The 17,800-nt window shown below is 72.4% G+C and carries 9 protein-coding genes; all 9 read left to right on the top strand.

Features of this window, described 5'->3' with window-relative positions; genetic code table 11:
• Positions 1-13: 13 nt before the first annotated feature.
• The 9 genes from ACIOC0_RS19820 (at position 14) to lpdA (ending at position 17,673) form a co-directional block, all read left to right on the top strand.
• Positions 14-1,141 carry an MsnO8 family LLM class oxidoreductase gene (locus tag ACIOC0_RS19820; RefSeq protein WP_402156365.1) on the top strand — a complete coding sequence of 376 codons (1,128 nt, stop codon included), beginning with the start codon at positions 14-16 and terminating at the stop codon, positions 1,139-1,141.
• Between the two features lie 284 nt (positions 1,142-1,425).
• A complete protein-coding gene (locus ACIOC0_RS19815) occupies positions 1,426-2,208 on the top strand; it encodes a TSUP family transporter (protein WP_402156364.1) in 783 nt (260 codons plus the stop codon).
• A gap of 563 nt (positions 2,209-2,771) precedes the next feature.
• Complete coding sequence (locus ACIOC0_RS19810) at positions 2,772-4,598, top strand: gamma-glutamyltransferase family protein (RefSeq protein WP_402156362.1); 1,827 nt, start codon at positions 2,772-2,774, stop codon at positions 4,596-4,598.
• Positions 4,599-4,717: 119 nt separating this feature from the next.
• The gene (locus ACIOC0_RS19805) at positions 4,718-5,590 is read left to right on the top strand and encodes an inositol monophosphatase family protein (RefSeq protein ID WP_130437810.1); all 873 of its coding nucleotides are present in this window, start codon (positions 4,718-4,720) and stop codon (positions 5,588-5,590) included.
• A gap of 120 nt (positions 5,591-5,710) precedes the next feature.
• A complete protein-coding gene (locus ACIOC0_RS19800) occupies positions 5,711-7,123 on the top strand; it encodes a phytoene desaturase family protein (RefSeq protein ID WP_402156587.1) in 1,413 nt (470 codons plus the stop codon).
• A 33-nt stretch (positions 7,124-7,156) separates the two neighbouring features.
• Positions 7,157-7,666 carry an O-acetyl-ADP-ribose deacetylase gene (locus ACIOC0_RS19795; protein WP_402156361.1) on the top strand — a complete coding sequence of 170 codons (510 nt, stop codon included), beginning with the start codon at positions 7,157-7,159 and terminating at the stop codon, positions 7,664-7,666.
• Between the two features lie 272 nt (positions 7,667-7,938).
• Positions 7,939-12,063, top strand: a complete 4,125-nt coding sequence (locus tag ACIOC0_RS19790; RefSeq protein ID WP_402156585.1) for a molybdopterin-dependent oxidoreductase — start codon at positions 7,939-7,941, stop codon at positions 12,061-12,063.
• A gap of 192 nt (positions 12,064-12,255) precedes the next feature.
• On the top strand, positions 12,256-16,185 hold the full coding sequence (locus ACIOC0_RS19785) for a glycoside hydrolase family 2 TIM barrel-domain containing protein (RefSeq protein ID WP_402156360.1): 3,930 nt from the start codon (positions 12,256-12,258) through the stop codon (positions 16,183-16,185).
• 75 nt (positions 16,186-16,260) lie between these two features.
• A complete protein-coding gene (gene lpdA / locus ACIOC0_RS19780; RefSeq protein WP_402156358.1) occupies positions 16,261-17,673 on the top strand; it encodes a dihydrolipoyl dehydrogenase in 1,413 nt (470 codons plus the stop codon).
• Positions 17,674-17,800 lie beyond the last annotated feature (127 nt).

Here is a 17,800-nt window from a genome sequence, read left to right as displayed (position 1 = left end):
GCAACACCCGACCATGTCCGGCATCCCTCTCGGAGTCCTCGACCTCGTCCCGATCCCGTCCGGCTCCACCGCCGCAGAGGCGCTGCGCAACACCATCGACCTCGCCCAGCAGACCGAGCGTCTCGGCTACACGCGCTACTGGTTCGCCGAGCACCACCTCAACCCGGGCGTGGCCGGGACCTCTCCCGCCGTCGTGCTGGCCCTGACCGCCTCCGCGACCTCCACGATCAGGATCGGATCCGGGGCCGTACAGCTCGGTCACCGCACCGCCCTGTCCACTGTCGAGGAGTTCGGGCTGATCGACGCCCTGCACCCCGGGCGACTCGACCTGGGCCTCGGCCGCTCGGGCGGCCGTCCCCCCGGACAGACGGCAGGACCCCGGCCGACCACGACCCCGGTCGTCGACGGGCGCGCCCCCAACGGTCTGAAGATCCCGCCACGGTTTTCGCCCGAGCACCTGATCGGCTCGCCCCGTTTCCGGCTCCAGCAGCAGCTCCTGCACCAGCCCGGAGCCGGCCCCCAGGACTACGGCGAGCAGGTCGACGAAATCCTCGCGCTCCTGCGCGGCGACTACCGCTCGGCGGACGGGATCGAGGCGCACGCCGTCCCCGGCGAGGGCGCCGAGGTGCAGGTATGGATCCTCGGCAGCAGCGGCGGACAGAGTGCCGACGTCGCGGGTCGCAACGGCCTGCGCTTCGCGGCCAATTACCACGTCAGCCCGGCCACCGTACTGGAGGCGGCCGAGGGCTACCGCGCCGCGTTCCAGCCGTCCGACCACCTCGACAAGCCCTACGTCAGCGTCTCCGCCGACGTCGTCGTCGCCGAGGACGACGAAACCGCCCGCGAACTGGCCACCGGCTACGGCCCGTGGGTCCGCAGCATCCGCACCGCCGAGGGCGCCATCCCCTTCCCGACCCCGGAGCAGGCCCGCGCCCACGCCTGGACCGAAGCGGACCAGGCTCTGGTCGCCGACCGCGTCGACACCCAGTTCGTCGGCTCCCCGGGGCGCGTCGCCGATCAGCTCGAACAACTGCAGGAGGCCACCGGCGCCGACGAGCTGATCATCACCACCATCACCCACGACCACGCCGACCGGGTGCGCTCCTACCAACTCCTCGCAGAGGAGTGGCACCGCCGATGAGCCGGTCGTGGCCCGGCTCCTGGTGTCGTGCGGCAGCCATGTCCGCGTGCCTGCCCGACCGTCCCGGCGGGCACGCCCGGCCTCGCCGGCCCCGGTCTACGGCACTTTCCGCGCAGCCGTCGACACCGTCGAGCGGGGATGACGCACAGGAAGCAGATCGACTGCGCCTCCTCATCCATCACCACCGCGGCACCCTGCTCCCGCTCGGTGGCAGGAGACCCTTCGACGAGGCGCCGGTGCGAGGTGGCAATACTGGGCGGACGTTCGAATGTTCGGGAGCTGAAGTGGCAGGGTCGGCGGAACTGTACGGGCTGGCCGTCGGCCTGATGATCGCCGTCGTGACCGCGCCCGTGGGGGTGTCGGGTGCGGTGTTCCTGCTGCCCGTGCAGCTGAGCGTGTTCGGCGTGCCCAGTCCGGCAGTCACCCCCACCAACCTGTTGTACAACGTGGTGGCCGGGCCTGGCGCCTTGCTGCGCTACCGCCGAGCGGGCCTGCTGAACAGCCCGCTGACCCGCCGCTTGGTGATCGGCACCCTGCCCGGAGTGGTCATCGGAGCCGTGGTCCGGGTCTTCGTCGTCCCCGGCCCCACTGCCTTCCGCCTACTCGTCGCCGGACTGCTGATGCCACTCGGCCTGTGGCTGATCTCCCGCACGCTCCGGCCCGCCCTGCCCGCCCCGGCGGCGGAGCCCTCCCCCCGCGCCATCACCGGCCTGGCCCTGGCCGTCGGCATCGTCGGCGGGATCTACGGAATCGGCGGCGGCTCCATCCTCGGCCCCCTCCTGGTCGGCCGGGGCATGCCCGTGAGCCAGGTCGCCCCGGCAGCCCTCGCCTCCACATTCGCCACGTCCGTGGTCGGCGCCGCGTCCTTCGCAGTGCTGTCCCTCACCGGCTCCGGGGACGTCGCCCCCGACTGGTACCTCGGGCTGGCCTGCGGCCTGGGCGGGCTGATCGGCGGATACCTTGGGGCGCACCTGCAGCCCCGTCTGCCGGAGACCGCCCTGCGCCTGCTGCTCGGCACCCTCGCCGCAGCCTTCGGGGCCCTCTACGCGGTTCAGTCACTGCGATGACGCCACGGATCCCGCCCCCGGGATCCGAAAGGGATCCGCCATTTTCCCACACAAGGACGCGTTCGCCCTGTACAAGGCGTTCTACCAGGACCCTGAGCGCAAGGGCCTGTTCAAGCCGCTGGGCCGGAAGAGGACATTACGGGCGAAAGCCTGCACCGATCAGTGACCGAAAGCCGCTGACGAATCGAGGCTGGAAGCCCGCTTTGGCCAGAGCAGCGTCATAATGCCGCAGGCGGAGCGGGCGAAGCCATGGCAGTGGCAGGCCACTCCGAAGGACGGATTCCACGTGTAGAGGCACACGTATGCGTCCCTGGTTCTCGAGGCAGGCGAGTCGGTCGTGACCCTCGCCAAGTGGCTCGGTCACTCGTCGCCGACCATCACCCTCGACCACTACGCCCACTTCATGCCGGAGGCGGGGAAGAAGGGGCGCAGGGCGATCGATAGCCTTCTGGGGGAGCGGGAGGAAGAGGTCCCTCGCGCAAACTCCCCAGATTTTCCCCAGGACCCATCCTGAGTGCCCGTCGTCCGGGCCGGTACGCGTAAACAGCCAGGTGAGAGGCCGTATGTTCACCACCCGCCCCACCCTCCAGGGCACCTTCGGCATGGTCTCGTCCACGCACTGGCTGGCCTCGCAGTCGGCCATGGCCGTGCTGGAGGACGGGGGCAACGCCTACGACGCCGCCGTGGCCGGGGCGTTCGTGCTGCATGTCGTCGAGCCGCACCTCAACGGGCCCGCCGGCGAAGTGCCGATCCTGCTGGCGCCGGCCGGTGGCGAGGTGCGGGTGCTGTGCGGGCAGGGCGTCGCGCCCGCCGGGGCGACGGCCGCGCACTACAAGGCGCTCGGCCTGGACCTCGTCCCCGGCACCGGACCGCTCGCCGCCGCCGTCCCCGGCGCGTTCGACGCCTGGATGCTCCTGCTGCGCGACCACGGCACCAAGTCCCTCGCCGACGTGCTGAAGTACGCCGTCGGCTACGCCGAGGACGGCCACCCGCCCGTGGAGAACCTCGGCGCGACCGTCGAGACCGTACGCGAGCTGTTCGAGACGGAATGGACCTCCTCCGCCGAGGTGTACCTCCCCGGCGGACAAGCGCCCCGACCCGGCCGGCTGTTCCGCAACCCCGCCCTGGCGGCCACCTGGCGGCGGCTGCTCGCCCAGACCGAGGGCGCCGGCGACCGAGAGGCCCGCATCGAGGCCGCGCGGCAGGTGTGGCGCACCGGGTTCGTCGCAGACGCGCTGGTCCGCCAGGCGCGCCGCCCCACCCTGGACACCAGCGGCGTCCACCACACCGGCACCCTCACCGCCGACGACCTCGCCGCCTGGTCCGCGACGTACGAGGCGCCGGCGACGTACGAGTGGAACGGCTGGACCGTGTGCAAGGCCGGCCCGTGGAGCCAGGGACCCGCCCTCCTCCAGCAACTCGCCCTGCTCCCGTCCGAACTGCCCCCCTACGGCTCCGCCGACTACGTCCACCTGCTCGTCGAGGGCTGCAAGCTCGCCATGGCCGACCGCGAGGCCTGGTACGGCGACGCGGCCGACGTCCCGCTCGCCGAACTGCTCTCGGACTCCTACAACGCCGGGCGGCGCGCCCTCGTCGCCGACAAGGCGTCGTACGAGCTGCGGCCCGGCGCACCCGGCGGGCGCGTCCCCCGACTGAGCGAGCACGCGCGCGTGGTCCTGTCCGACGAGCCCGGCTTCAGCCCGATGGGCGTCGGCGAGCCGACCGTCGCCAAGGCGCCGACCTCGCCCGTGCCGGGCGAACCCGAGGTCGACGCGCAAGGGCTGACCCGCGGCGACACCTGCCACCTCGACGTCGTCGACCGCTGGGGCAACATGGTCGCCGCCACCCCCAGCGGGGGCTGGCTCCAGTCCAACCCGGTCGTGCCCGAACTGGGCTTCCCGCTGGGCACCCGGCTGCAGATGACATGGCTGACCGAGGGCCTGCCGAACACCCTCACACCGGGCCGCCGTCCCCGTACCACCCTCACCCCGACCATCGCCCTGCGTGACGGCGTCCCGGCGCTGGCCCTCGGCACGCCCGGCGGCGACCAGCAGGACCAGTGGCAGCTGCACTTCCTCCTCGCCGTCGCCCTCCGCGCGCGCGTGCGCGGCGGCCTCGACCTCCAGGGCGCGATCGACGCCCCGAACTGGCACAACGACTCCTTCCCGGGCTCGTTCTACCCGCGCGGCATGCGCCCCGGCAGCCTCACCGTCGAGTCCCGCATGCCCGCGGAGGTCGTCGAGGAGCTGCGCCGGCGCGGCCACGACGTGACCGTCGGCGCCGCATGGTCGGAGGGCCGCCTCTGCGCGGTCGCCCGCGACCCGCGGACCGGGATCCTGTCGGCGGCGGCGAACCCGCGCGGCACGCAGGGCTACGCCGTGGGCCGTTGAAGTGGACCGTTGAAGGGGGTGCCGAAGGGGGACCGGTGCGAACCCCTTCTTCATCCGGATTCCACCCGGTGTGCACCGCCCCGGCGGGGATTGTCAGTGGGGCGTGCTCTCATGGAGGCATGATCGAAGACATGGAAACCATCGACGAGTTTCTCGCCCGCCGTTCGGCCGACGTGGAGGAAGCCGTCCGCAAGGCCGCCGCGGCCGAGATCATGCCCCGCTTCCGGCAGCTCGCCGCGCACGAGATCGACCAGAAGAACGGCCCGCACGACCTCGTCACCGACGCCGACCGCAACGCCGAGCTGTACCTCACCGACGCCCTCGGCGGCCTGCTGCCCGGCTCGGTCGTCGTCGGCGAAGAGGCGGTCCACGCCAACCCGGCGACGTACGAGGCGATACGCGGCGACGCCTTCGTCTGGATCGTCGACCCGGTCGACGGCACACGGCAGTTCGTCCACGGCGACGACGGCTTCTGCACCCTGGTCGCCCTCGCCCGCCACGGCGTCGTGCTCGCCTCCTGGACGTACGCCCCCGCCCTCGACCGGCTCGCCACCGCCGTACGCGGCGGCGGGGCCTTCCTCGACGGGCAGCGGCTCTTCGCCGGCCCGCCCACGCCCGGCCGTGACCTGGAGGTGGCCACCTCCCACCCCGACTACACCACCGACGAGCAGAAGCGCTCCCTGCTCGGGCTGTGGACGGACGGCGTCGCCCCGCGCCCCTGCGGCTCGGCCGGCCTGGAGTACCTCGCCATCGCCCGGGGCGAGCTGGACGCCACCGCCTTCTCCTGGGAGGCGGCCTGGGACCACGCGGCGGGACTGCTGCTGGTCGAGGAGGCCGGCGGCGCCCATCTCACGCTCGGCGGCGAGCCGTTCCGCATCACCGGCGGCAACAGCCTGCCGTTCACGGCGGCCCGCGACGCGGCGACCGCGCGACGCGTGCGGGAACTGCTCACCGGAGGCGGCGCTGAGTCGCCGGGCGGCCTTCCCGCGTAACAAGAGGCCGGAAGCCGCCGGTGCCGGGGCGCCGGAGGATACCGCCGCGTCGGCCGTGTCAGACCCCCGGCATATCCTGAACCCGGAGGCCACCGGCTGACGAAGGGGTCCGAAGTGCCGATGCTTGACGTGGTCGTGGTGGGGGCGGGACCGAACGGTCTGACCGCCGCCGTGGAGCTGGCGAGGCGCGGCTTCTCCGTGGCCCTCTTCGAAGCCAAGGACACGGTGGGCGGCGGCGCCCGCACCGAGGAGCTCACCCTCCCCGGATTCCGTCACGACCCCTGCTCCGCCGCGCACCCCCTCGCCGTGAACTCGCCCGCCTTCCGCGCCCTGCCCCTGGAGCGCTACGGCCTGCGCTGGCTGCACTCCGACCTCGCCATGGCGCACCCGTTCCCCGACGGCAGCGCCGCCGTGCTCTCGCGCTCGGTCTCCGAGACCGCGGCCTCCTTCGGGCCGCGCGACGCGGGCGCGTACCGCAGGCTGGTCGAACCGTTCCTGCCCCGATGGGACACCCTCGTCCGGGACTTCATGTCCCTGCCGCTGACCGCCCTGCCCCGCGACCCGGTCACCCTGGCCCGCTTCGGACTGGCCGGGCTGCCCCCCTCCACGTGGCTCACCCGGCGCTTCCGGGACGAGCCCGCCAAGACCCTCTTCGCCGGTCTGGTCGCCCACGTCATGGCCCCGCTCGGCGGCTTCGCCACCAGCGCGGTCGGCCTGGTCTTCGCCCTCGCCGCGCACGCCCGCGGCTGGCCGGTGGCCCGCGGCGGCTCCCAGGCCCTCTCCGACGCCCTCGCCGGCTATCTCACCGACCTGGGCGGCGCCATCCACACCGACTACGAGGTCAAGCGCCTCGACGACCTGCCCCCGGCCCGCGCCTACGTCTTCGACACCTCGCCCACCGCCCTCGCCCGCATCGCCGGCCTCGGCCGCTTCTACGAGCGCTACAAGTACGGCCCCGGCGTCTTCAAGATCGACTACGCGCTGGACGGTCCGGTCCCCTGGACCGCCCCGGAGGCTCGGGCCGCCACCACGGTCCAGATCGGCGCGGACAGCGCGGAGATCGGCGCCGCCCTGCGGGCGGCCTCCCGGGAGGGCCGCCCGCCCACGCGCCCCTTCATGATCACCGTGCAGCCCGGCGTCGTCGACCCCACCCGCGCCCCGGCCGGCAAGCAGGTCTTCTGGGCGTACGCCCATGTGCCCAACGGCTGGACCGGCGACCTCACCGAGGTGATGGAACGCCAACTGGAGCGCTTCGCGCCGGACTTCCGCGACCGCGTCCTGGCCCGGGCCGTGGCGGGCCCCGCCGAGATCGCCGCCCGAAACGCCAACTACGTCGGCGGCGACATCGGTTCGGGCGCGGCCTCGGGACTGCAGCTCCTGCTGCGCCCCCGACTGTCCCTGTCCCCGTACTCCACCCCGCACCCGGCCGTCTTCATCTGCTCCTCGGCCACCCCGCCCGGGCCGGGCGTCCACGGCATGTCCGGGCACAACGCGGCGAAGGCGGTCTGGCGGAGGCTGCGACAGGAACCGTGACCGCGGACGGGGAAGAGGGGAAGAGTGGGAGCCATGACCACCATCACGTTCGTGCGGGGCGACATCACACAGCAGTCCGTGGACGCCGTCGTCAACGCGGCCAACTCCTCGCTGCTCGGCGGCGGGGGCGTCGACGGCGCCATCCACCGGCGCGGCGGCCCCGCCATCCTCGAAGACTGCCGCAAGCTCCGCGCCTCGCACTACGGTCGTGGCCTGCCCACCGGCCAGGCGGTCGCCACCACCGCGGGCGCGCTCGATGCACGCTGGGTGATCCACACCGTCGGCCCGGTGTACAGCCCCACCGAGGACCGCTCGGAGCTGCTGGCCTCCTGCTACCGGGAGTCGCTGCGGGTCGCCGACGAACTCGGCGCCCGCACGGTCGCGTTCCCCGCCGTCTCCGCCGGCGTCTACGGCTGGCCGATGGACGACGCCGCGCGGATCGCCGTGGACACGGTGCGAGCCACGGACACGGCGGTCGAGGAAGCCAGGTTCGTCCTCTTCGACGAGCGGGCGTACGCCGCGTTCACCGCGCGTCTCGATTGAGCGAGGCCGGTGCCGCCTCCTCCCCCCCCCGGGGGGGGCGGCTCCCTGCTCACACCCGCCCGCCCCCCGCTGTGCGTCGGGCTTAACCCCTGGTCGCCGGTCCGGGAGACACCTGCGTAATGCGCGGTTCGTACGGTCGCCGAAGGCTCGCAGAGGCTCTCACCAGGCCGACCGTCAGACAGAAGGGGGCGCCCGTGGCCGTGTCGGACCCGCGGACCGACAGCGCGACGAAGGTGCGCACGGTCTGCTCGTACTGCGGCGTCGGCTGCGGCATGGTCCTCGACGTCGGCCGCGGACCGGACGGACGCCGCACGGTCCTCAAGGCGACGGGCGACAAGGACCACCCCGCCAACCGCGGCCGGCTCTGCACCAAGGGCGCGACCACCGCCGACATGCTCGCCGCGCCGGGCCGGCTCACCACCGCCCTCGTCCGAGCCGACCGCGGGGAGGAACCGGAGCCCGCGCCCGTGGACGCGGCCGTCGCCGAGACGGCCCGCCGGCTGCGCGCGATCGTCGACGAGCACGGTCCCGACGCGGTCGCCCTCTACGTCTCCGGGCAGATGAGCCTCGAAGCGCAGTATCTGGCGAACAAGCTGGTCAAAGGCTATTTGGGCAGCAACCAGATCGAGTCGAACTCCCGGCTGTGCATGGCGAGCGCCGGCACCGGCTACAAGCTCTCGCTCGGCGCCGACGGGCCGCCCGGCTCGTACGAGGACCTGGACAAGGCGGACGTCTTCCTCGTCATCGGCTCCAACATGGCCGACTGCCACCCGATCCTCTTCCTGCGGCTGATGGACCGGGTGAAGGCGGGCGCCAAGCTGATCGTCGTCGACCCGCGCCGCACCGCGACCGCCGAGAAGGCGGACCTGTTCCTCCAGGTCAACCCGGGTACGGACCTCGCCCTGCTCAACGGCCTGCTGCACCTGCTGCACGAGAACGGCCACACCGACCCCGAGTTCGTCGCCGCCCACACCGAGGGCTGGGAGGCGATGCCGGAGTTCCTCGCCGACTACCCGCCCGCCGCCGTCGCCCGCGTCACCGGTGTCCCGGAGGAAGCCCTGCGCGAGGCGGCCCGGCTGATCGGCGAGGCGGGGGAGTGGACCAGCTGCTGGACGATGGGCCTCAACCAGTCCACCCACGGCACCTGGAACACCAACGCCCTGGTCAACCTGCATCTCGCCACCGGCAAGATCTGCCGCCCGGGCAGCGGCCCCTTCTCCCTCACCGGCCAGCCGAACGCGATGGGCGGGCGGGAGATGGGCTACATGGGCCCCGGACTGCCCGGCCAGCGGTCCGTGCTCGTCGACGCCGACCGCGCCTTCGTCGAGGACCGGTGGGGGCTGCCGCCGGGCACGATCCGCGCCGACGGCGTCGGCAAGGGCACGGTGGAGATGTTCCGCAAGATGGCCGACGGCGAGATCAAGGCCTGCTGGATCATCTGCACCAACCCGGTCGCCTCCGTCGCCCACCGCAAGACGGTCATCGAGGGCCTGGAGGCCGCCGAGCTCGTCGTCACCCAGGACGTCTTCGCCGACACCGAGACCAACGCCTACGCCGACGTGGTCCTGCCGGGCACGCTGTGGACCGAGACCGAGGGCGTCCTCATCAACAGCGAGCGCAACCTCACCCTCGCCCGCCCCGCCGCCGATCCGCCCGGCGAGGCCCGCGCCGACTGGCGTCTCATCGCCGCCGTCGCGCGGGCGATGGGGTACGAGGACGGCTTCCGCCATGACAGCGCGGAGGAGGTCTTCGAGGAGATCAAGCGGTTCCACAACCCGCAGACCGGTTACGACCTGCGCGGAGTCTCCTACGACCGGCTGCGCGCCGCCCCGGTGCAGTGGCCCGCCGCCGACCCCGACGGCCCCGACCGCAACCCGATCCGCTACGTCGCCGCCGACGGCTCCCTCACCTTCGCCACCCCGAGCGGCCGTGCCGTCTTCCACGCCCGTCCGCACGTCCCGCCGGCCGAGATGCCGGACGAGGACTACCCGTTCGTGCTGAACACCGGCCGCCTCCAGCACCAGTGGCACACCCTGACCAAGACCGCCAAGGTGGCCAAGCTCAACAAGCTCGACCCCGGCCCGTTCGTCGAGGTGCACCCGCAGGACGCGGCCGGGCTCGGCGTCGCCGACGGCGACTCCGTCGAGGTCGCCTCACGGCGTGGGCGCGCCGTGCTGCCCGCCGTGGTCACCGACCGGGTGCTGCCCGGCTCCTGCTTCGCGCCGTTCCACTGGAACGACCTGTTCGGCGAGTACCTCAGCGTCAACGCCGTGACCAGCGACGCCGTCGACCCGCTGTCCTTCCAGCCCGAGCTGAAGGTGTGCGCGGTGGCGCTGACGAAGGTGTCGACGCCGGTGAGCGTGCAGACACCGGGGGGTGCGCTCGCATCCAGCGGCGTGGGGCCCTCGGCGAACGGAAAGACGCCGGCGGGACCCCAGCCGCCCGACGCGGGCGGCGCGCTCGCCGTCCCGGCCGCCGTGCAGCCCTCGGCCGCCGCGGTCTTCGGCCTGGAGCCGAGCCCGCCCCCGGTCCTCACAGCGCGCGAACGGCAGTACCTCGTGGGCTTCCTCGCCGGCATCCCGGCCGGCGCCCCCGGCGTCCCCGTCCTGCCCCCGGACGCCCCCTTCAGCCCCGAACACGCCCTGTGGGTCAACGGCACCCTCGCCGGGCTGTACTCCCGCAGCACCGCGGAGCCCCGGCCGGCTCCCGGCCGCAGCGTCGTGATCCTGTGGGCCTCCCAGACCGGCAACGCCGAGGACTTCGCCGCCGCCACCGCCCGGAGGCTCACCGACGGCGGCCACGCGGCCTCCCTCGTCGCCATGGACGAGGCCGACCCCGCCGCGCTCCCCGGAGACGCCGACCTGCTGCTGATCACCAGCACGTTCGGCGACGGCGACGCCCCCGACAACGGGGCCGGGTTCTGGGACGGCCTGGCCGCGCCCGACGCGGGACGCCTGGAGGGGCGGCGCTACGCCGTCCTCGCCTTCGGCGACTCCTCCTACGACGACTTCTGCGGGCACGGCCGCCGCCTCGACGAGCGGCTGGGCGAACTGGGCGCCGTCCGGCTGGCCCCCCGCACCGACTGCGAACCCGACTACGAGACCGAGGCGGAGGCCTGGCTCGACCATGTGCTCACCGCGCTGAAGGAGAACGCGGAACCGGCGCCCTCGCCGGCCCCGCCGAAGCCTGCGCGCCACCCCTCGGGCATCCGTGCCGCCGCCGCGGCCGCCCCCACCGTGACCCCGCCCGCCGCGGCCGCCCCGGCCCGCTCCAAGCGCCCTGCCCCCGTCACCGCCCGACTCGTAGGGAACCGGCTGCTGAGCCTGCCGGGCTCCGGCAAGGAGGTGCGCCGCTTCACCTTCGACACCCGCGACAACGACACCCCGCTCGGTTACGAGGCGGGCGACGCCCTCGGCGTGCATCCCCTCAACTCCCCGGACCTGGTGGCGGAGTGGCTGGCCGTGACCGGTCTGGACGCCGACGCCGCCGTCGAGGTGAGCGGGGCCGGCGAGGTCCCCCTCGGTGAAGCGCTGCTGCGCCATCTCGACATCACCCGCATCACCCCCGCCCTGCTGCGCTTCACCGCCGAGCGCACCCGGGACCCGCGCGAGCTGCGCAAGCTGCTGCGCCCGGACAACAAGGGGGAGTTGGCGAAGTGGTCCTGGGGTCGGCAGGCCGTCGACGTGGCCGCGGAGTTCGGCGTCCGGGCCGGGCCGCAGGAGTGGGTGGAGACGCTGGGACGCCTCCAGCCGCGCCTGTACTCCATCTCCTCCAGCCCGGCGGCCGACCCGCACCTGGTCTCCCTCACGGTCTCCGTGGTGCGCTACGAGAACCTGGCCGGCCGCCCCCGCCAGGGCGTCTGCTCGCCGTTCCTCGCCGACGCCGAGCCCGGCGCGCAGGTGCCGGTGCACGTGCAGCGCACCCCGTCCTTCCGTCCGCCCGCCGACCCGGCCACGCCCATGGTGATGGTGGGGCCCGGCACCGGTGTCGCGCCCTTCGTGGGCTTCCTGCAAGAGCGCCGAGCCCGTGGCCACCACGCCCCCAACTGGCTGTTCTTCGGCGAGCAGCACCGGGCGACGGACTTCTACTACGAGGAGGAGCTGACCGCCCTGCGCGCCGACGGCGTCCTCAGCCGTCTGGACACCGCCTTCTCCCGTGACCAGCGCGCCAAGGTCTATGTGCAGGACCGGATGCGCGAGCACGGCTCGCAGCTGTGGTCCTGGCTGCGGGACGGCGCCCACTTCTACGTCTGCGGCGACGCCTCCCGCATGGCCAAGGACGTCGACCGTGCCCTGCACGACATCGCCGCGGTGCACGGCGGCCTGGGCGAGGACGAGGCGGCGGCGTACGTCAAGCGGCTCGCGTCCGACAAACGGTACGTGCGGGACGTGTACTGAGGAAGCGCGCACCGGGGGCGGGAGGGGCAAGACGGACCCGCCGTGGCGGGTGTCAAGAGATGTTGCGCCGAACTAAGTTGATAATCAGCCAACACGGCGTGGCCCTGTTCGTTTTTTCAACACTAACGGACAAGATCTGACGCACCCTCGTCCCGTGCAGCCGCACGGTTCGTCCCGTGGAAGGTCATGGTCATGTCGCAGCCGCACGTGTCGTCCATGGACCGGCAGAACCGCCCCCAGCGGGCCGTCGTCAGCCGCCGTCGTCTTCTCGAAGGGTCCGCCGCCGTTCTCGGCGCGTTCGCCCTGTCCGGGCCGGGCCTCGGCCACCCGGCCGCAGCCGCGGAAGCGGCCCCCGGCGCCGCCGCGACCCCCGAGTGGAACGGGCACATCGACGTCTTCCGCCTCGGCACCGAGCCCCCGCACACCACGCTCATGCCGTACGCCACCGTCCCCCAGGCGCTGGCCGCCGACCGCACCGACTCCCCCCACCGGATCAGCCTCGACGGCAAGTGGCGGTTCGCCTACTCCGACAGCCCCGACGACCGGGACGCCGACTTCTTCCGCACCGACCTCGACGACCGGGACTGGGACTCCATCCCCGTCCCCTCCGCCTGGCAACTGCACGGCTACGACCGCCCGATCTACATCAACATCACCTATCCGTGGTGGGGCCCCAACGGCCTGGGCGAGGAGGCGCAGCCGCCGGCCGCGCCCACCCTCTACAACCCCGTCGGCCAGTACCGCCGCACGTTCAACGTCCCCCGCGACTGGACGACGGGACGACGCACCTTCCTCCACTTCGAAGGCGTCAAGTCCGCCCACTACGTCTGGATCAACGGGGAGTTGGTCGGCTACCACGAGGACTCCTACGACCCCGCCGAGTACGACGTCACCGAGCACCTCAAGCCGGGGCCCAACCAGATCGCGGTCGAGGTCTACCGCTACTCCGACGGCGACTGGCTGGAGGACCAGGACATGATCCGGCTGAGTGGCATCTTCCGCTCGGTCTACCTCTACTCCACACCCGCCGTGCACCTGCGGGACTTCCGGCTGGACACCCCGCTCAGCGACGACTACCGCGCCGCCGAACTGTCGGTCACCGCGAGCGTGCGGGACTACGGAGGCCGGGGCGCCGGCCGCTACTCGGTGGAGACCCAGCTGTACGACGCGGGCGGACACCCGGTGTGGCCCCGGCCGTTGCAGCAGAGCGTCACGCTCGGCGCCGGCGGGGAGAGCACCGTACAGGCCGCGAAGGCCGTGCCCGCGCCGCGCCTGTGGTCCGCCGAACACCCCGAGCTGTACACCGCGGTACTCCAACTGCGCGACCCGGCGGGCCAGGTGATCGAGACCCTGTCCCACCGGGTCGGCCTGCGGGAGTTCGCGCTCCGGGACGGGCTGATGCGCATCAACGGCAGACCCGTCTCCCTCCGGGGCACCAACCGGCACGAGATGCACCCGGTCCGCGGCTCGGCCCTCACCCGCGCCGACATGGTCCAGGACATCGAGATCATCAAGCGGCTGAACATCAACTCCGTGCGCACCTCGCACTACCCCAACAACCCCGTCTGGCTCGAACTCGCCGACGAGTACGGCCTGTACCTCGTGGACGAGACCAACCTCGAGACCCACGGCATCCGCGGCGAGTACCCCGGCAACCACCCCGAGTGGACCGCCGCCTGTGTGGCCCGCGCCCAGAACATGGTCCACCGCGACAAGAACCACGCCTCGGTCGTCATCTGGTCGCTCGGCAACGAGGCGGGCGGCGGCACCACCTTCAACGCCATGCACGACTGGATCAGCTCCTACGACACCACCCGCGTCATCCAGTACGAGGGCGACGACCGCCCCGGGATCAGCGACATCCGCTCCGAGATGTACGACAGTCCCTCCCGCGTCGAGGCACGGGCCAAGGACACCTCGGACACCCGGCCCTACGTCATGATCGAGTACTCCCACGCCATGGGTAACTCCAGCGGCAACTTCAAGAAGTACTGGGACCTCGTCCGCCGCTACCCCGTGCTCCAGGGCGGCTGGATCTGGGACTTCGTCGACCAGGCCCTCAGCTGGCCCGCCCCGCACCGCAAGCTGCTCACCGAGTCCGGCCCCGCCGCGCTGCGCGGCGAGGTCATCGCGCCCAGCGGCTCCTTCAGCCGGGACAAGGGCGTTTCCGGCGGCACCGTCTTCGCCCGCGACGCCGGCCTCGACCTCACCGGGTCCCTCACCCTGGAAGCCTGGATCACCCCTCACGTGACCGGCTACCACCAGCCGATCATCGCCAAGGGCGACACCCAGTACGCGCTGAAGCAGACCAACCGGACCCTGGAGTTCTTCATCCACGGCGGCGGCCAGTGGGTCACCGCGAGCTGGGCGCTCCCCGACGACTGGACCGGCCGCGAACACCACGTCGCGGGCGTCTTCGACGCGACCGCGGGCACCGTCACCCTCCACGTCGACGGCGTGGCCCGGGCCACCCGGAGCACCACCCGCAGGCCCGACAACAACACCGCCTCGCTCTCCCTGGCCACCGACGTCGACAACCCCACCCGCGAGTTCAGCGGCACCGTCCGGCGGGCCCGCGTCTACGCCCGCCCGCTCGGCGCCGCCGAACTGGCCTCCGAGAACCGCGGCCCCGGCGACGACGGAGTGCGCTTCTGGTTCGACGCCGCCACCGTCGGGCTCACCGAGAAGCGGTCCCGCGACAAGACGTTCTACGCCTACGGCGGCGACTGGGGCGACAACCCCAACGACGGGGCCTTCTGCGGCGACGGCATCGTCACCGCCGACCGCGGACTCACCGGCAAGTCCGCCGAGGTCAAGCGGATCTACCAGGCCGTCGGCGTGGCGCCGGCGGCCGGCGGGCGGCTCGCCCAGGGAGCGCCGGTCACCCTCACCAACGAGTACCTCTTCACCGACCTCCGCGAGTTCGACGGGAGTTGGGAACTCGTCTGCGACGGCAAGGCGGTCCAGCACGGGAAGCTGAGCCGCGACCAGCTGGACGTCCCGCCGCTGTCGAGCAAGCACGTCACCGTGCCCTTCACCCTGCCGGCCGACCCCGCGCCGGGCGCCGAGTACTTCCTGAACCTGTCGTTCACGACCCGGGAGGACACGAAGTGGGCGAAGGCCGGCTTCGAGGTGGCCCGGCAGCAGCTCGCCGTCGACGCCGGCAGCCCCGCCGTCACGCCCGTGCCGCTGGACAGCGTCCCGGCGCTCCGCTTCCGGGACGACGAGACGTCGGTCACCGTCACCGGCGAGGACTTCTCGGTCACCGTCGACAAGAAGGCCGGCGTCATCACGAGGTACCGGGCCGGCGGCGAGAAGCTCATCACCTCCGGGCCGGTCCCCAACTTCTGGCGCGCACCCACCGACAACGACCGGGGCAACGGCCAGCACACCCGCAACCAGACCTGGCGCGACGCCGGCGCGCGGCGCGAGGTGACCGGCGTCAGCGTGCGGGCGCTGCGCGACCGGGCCGTCGAGATCAAGGTCGCCGGCACCCTGCCGACGACGACGCGATCGACGTACACCACCACCTACACCGTGTTCGGCAACGGCGAGATCAAGGTCGACAACACCCTGCACCCGGGGGCGGCCTCACTGCCGTACATCCCCGAGGTCGGCACCCTGCTGTTCCTCCCGGACCGCCTGGAGCGGATCCACTACTACGGCCGCGGCCCCGAGGAGAACCACTGGGACCGCAACGACGCCACCGACGTCGGCCTGTACTCGGGCACCGTCACCGGACAGTGGACCCCCTACCTGCGCCCGCAGGAGAACGGCAACAAGACCGACGTCCGCTGGATCGCCCTCACCGACCGCGACGGCGCCGGCCTGCTCGTCTCCGGCGAACCGCTCCTCGAAGTCAACGCCTCCCACTTCACCCCCGAGGACCTCTCGGTGGGCGCCCGCCACGACTTCCAGCTCACCCCGCGCAAGGAGGTCGTCCTGCGCCTGAACCACCGCCAGATGGGAGTCGGCGGCGACAACAGCTGGGGCGCCCACACCCACGACGAGTTCAAGCTCTTCGCCGACCGCGACTACTCGTACACCTACCGGCTGCGCCCCCTGAACCACACCACCGAGGCGACGCGTACCTCCCGCAGGCCCACGGCGACCACCGAGTAGCATCCCACCGGCCCCACGTCACGGGCACGGCCGGCACCCGCCGACCGTGCCCACCTCACGAAAGGGAAAGCTCCCATGGTCGAGCTGGACGAACGCTTCGACGTCGTGGTCCTCGGCGCCGGTCCCGGCGGCTACGTCGCGGCGGTGCGGGCCGCCCAGCTGGGCAAACGGGTCGCCGTCGTCGAGGAGAAGTACTGGGGCGGCGTCTGCCTGAACGTGGGCTGCATCCCCACCAAGGCGCTGCTGCGCAACGCCGAACTCGCGCACATCTTCACGCGTGAGGCGAAGACCTTCGGCATCAAGGTCGAGGGTGAGGTCTCCTTCGACTACGGGGAGGCCTTCCGCCGCAGCCGCAAGGTCGCCGACGGCCGGGTCAAGGGCGTCCACTACCTGATGAAGAAGAACAAGATCACCGAGTTCGACGGCCGCGGCGTCTTCCTCGACCCCCACACCCTCCAGGTCACCGACTACGAGGGCACCACCCGCACCCTCGGCTTCGAACACTGCGTCATCGCCACCGGCGCCACCCCCAAACTCCTGCCCGGCACCAAGCGCAGCGCCCGCGTGGTGACGTACGAGGAGCAGATCCTCGCCGAGGACCTCCCGCGGTCGGTCGTCATCGCGGGCGCCGGCGCCATCGGCGTCGAGTTCGCCTACGTCCTGCACAACTACGGCGTCGAGGTCACCGTCGTCGAGTTCCTGGACCGGGTCGCCCCGCTGGAGGACGCCGAGGTCTCCGCCGAACTCGCCAAGCAGTACCGCAAATTGGGCATCGGCGTCCTCACCTCGACCCGCGTCGAGTCCATCGACGAGTCCGGGCCGCAGGTCCGCGTCACCGTCACCGGCAAGGACGGCGGCCGGCAGGTCCTGGAGGCCGACAAGGTCCTCCAGGCCATCGGCTTCGCCCCGAACGTCACCGGGTACGGCCTGGAGAACACCGGCGTGACGGTCACCGAGCGCGGCGCGATCGACGTCGACGGCCGCTGCCGCACCTCCGTCCCGCACATCTACGCCATCGGCGACGTCACCGCCAAGCTGATGCTGGCGCACACCGCCGAGGCGATGGGCGTCATCGCCGCCGAGACCCTCGCCGGCGCGGAGACCATGGAACTCGACTACGCGATGATCCCGCGCGCCACCTACTGCCAGCCGCAGATCGCCAGCTTCGGCTACACCGAGGCGCAGGCCCGCGAACTCGGCCACGACGTGAAGGTCGCGAAGTTCCCCTTCACCGCCAACGGCAAGTCCCACGGCCTCGGCGACACCACCGGCTTCGTGAAACTGATCAGCGACGCCAGGTACGGCGAACTCCTCGGCGGCCACCTCATCGGCCCCGACGTCACCGAGCTGCTCCCCGAGCTCACCCTGGCCCAGCAGTGGGACCTCACCGTCCACGAGGTCGCCCGCAACGTCCACGCCCACCCGACGCTCGGCGAGGCGGTCAAGGAAGCGGTGCACGGGCTCGCCGGCCACATGATCAACATGTGAGGCCGGCGCTTCACTGAGGCACGGCGGGGCCGTTCACCCGTACGGGTGCGGCTCGGTCGCCGGTCGGGGTCGTCCGCGATGTGCTGGATCTCCAGCGGACCGATCCGACGGACGAGGGAGCCTCAGC

This window comes from Streptomyces sp. NPDC088254, from assembly GCF_044740925.1.
Taxonomy (GTDB): Bacteria; Actinomycetota; Actinomycetes; order Streptomycetales; family Streptomycetaceae; genus Streptomyces.
The sequence above is the reverse complement of the archived record's forward strand: the minus strand, read 5'-3'. Positions and strand labels throughout refer to the sequence as shown.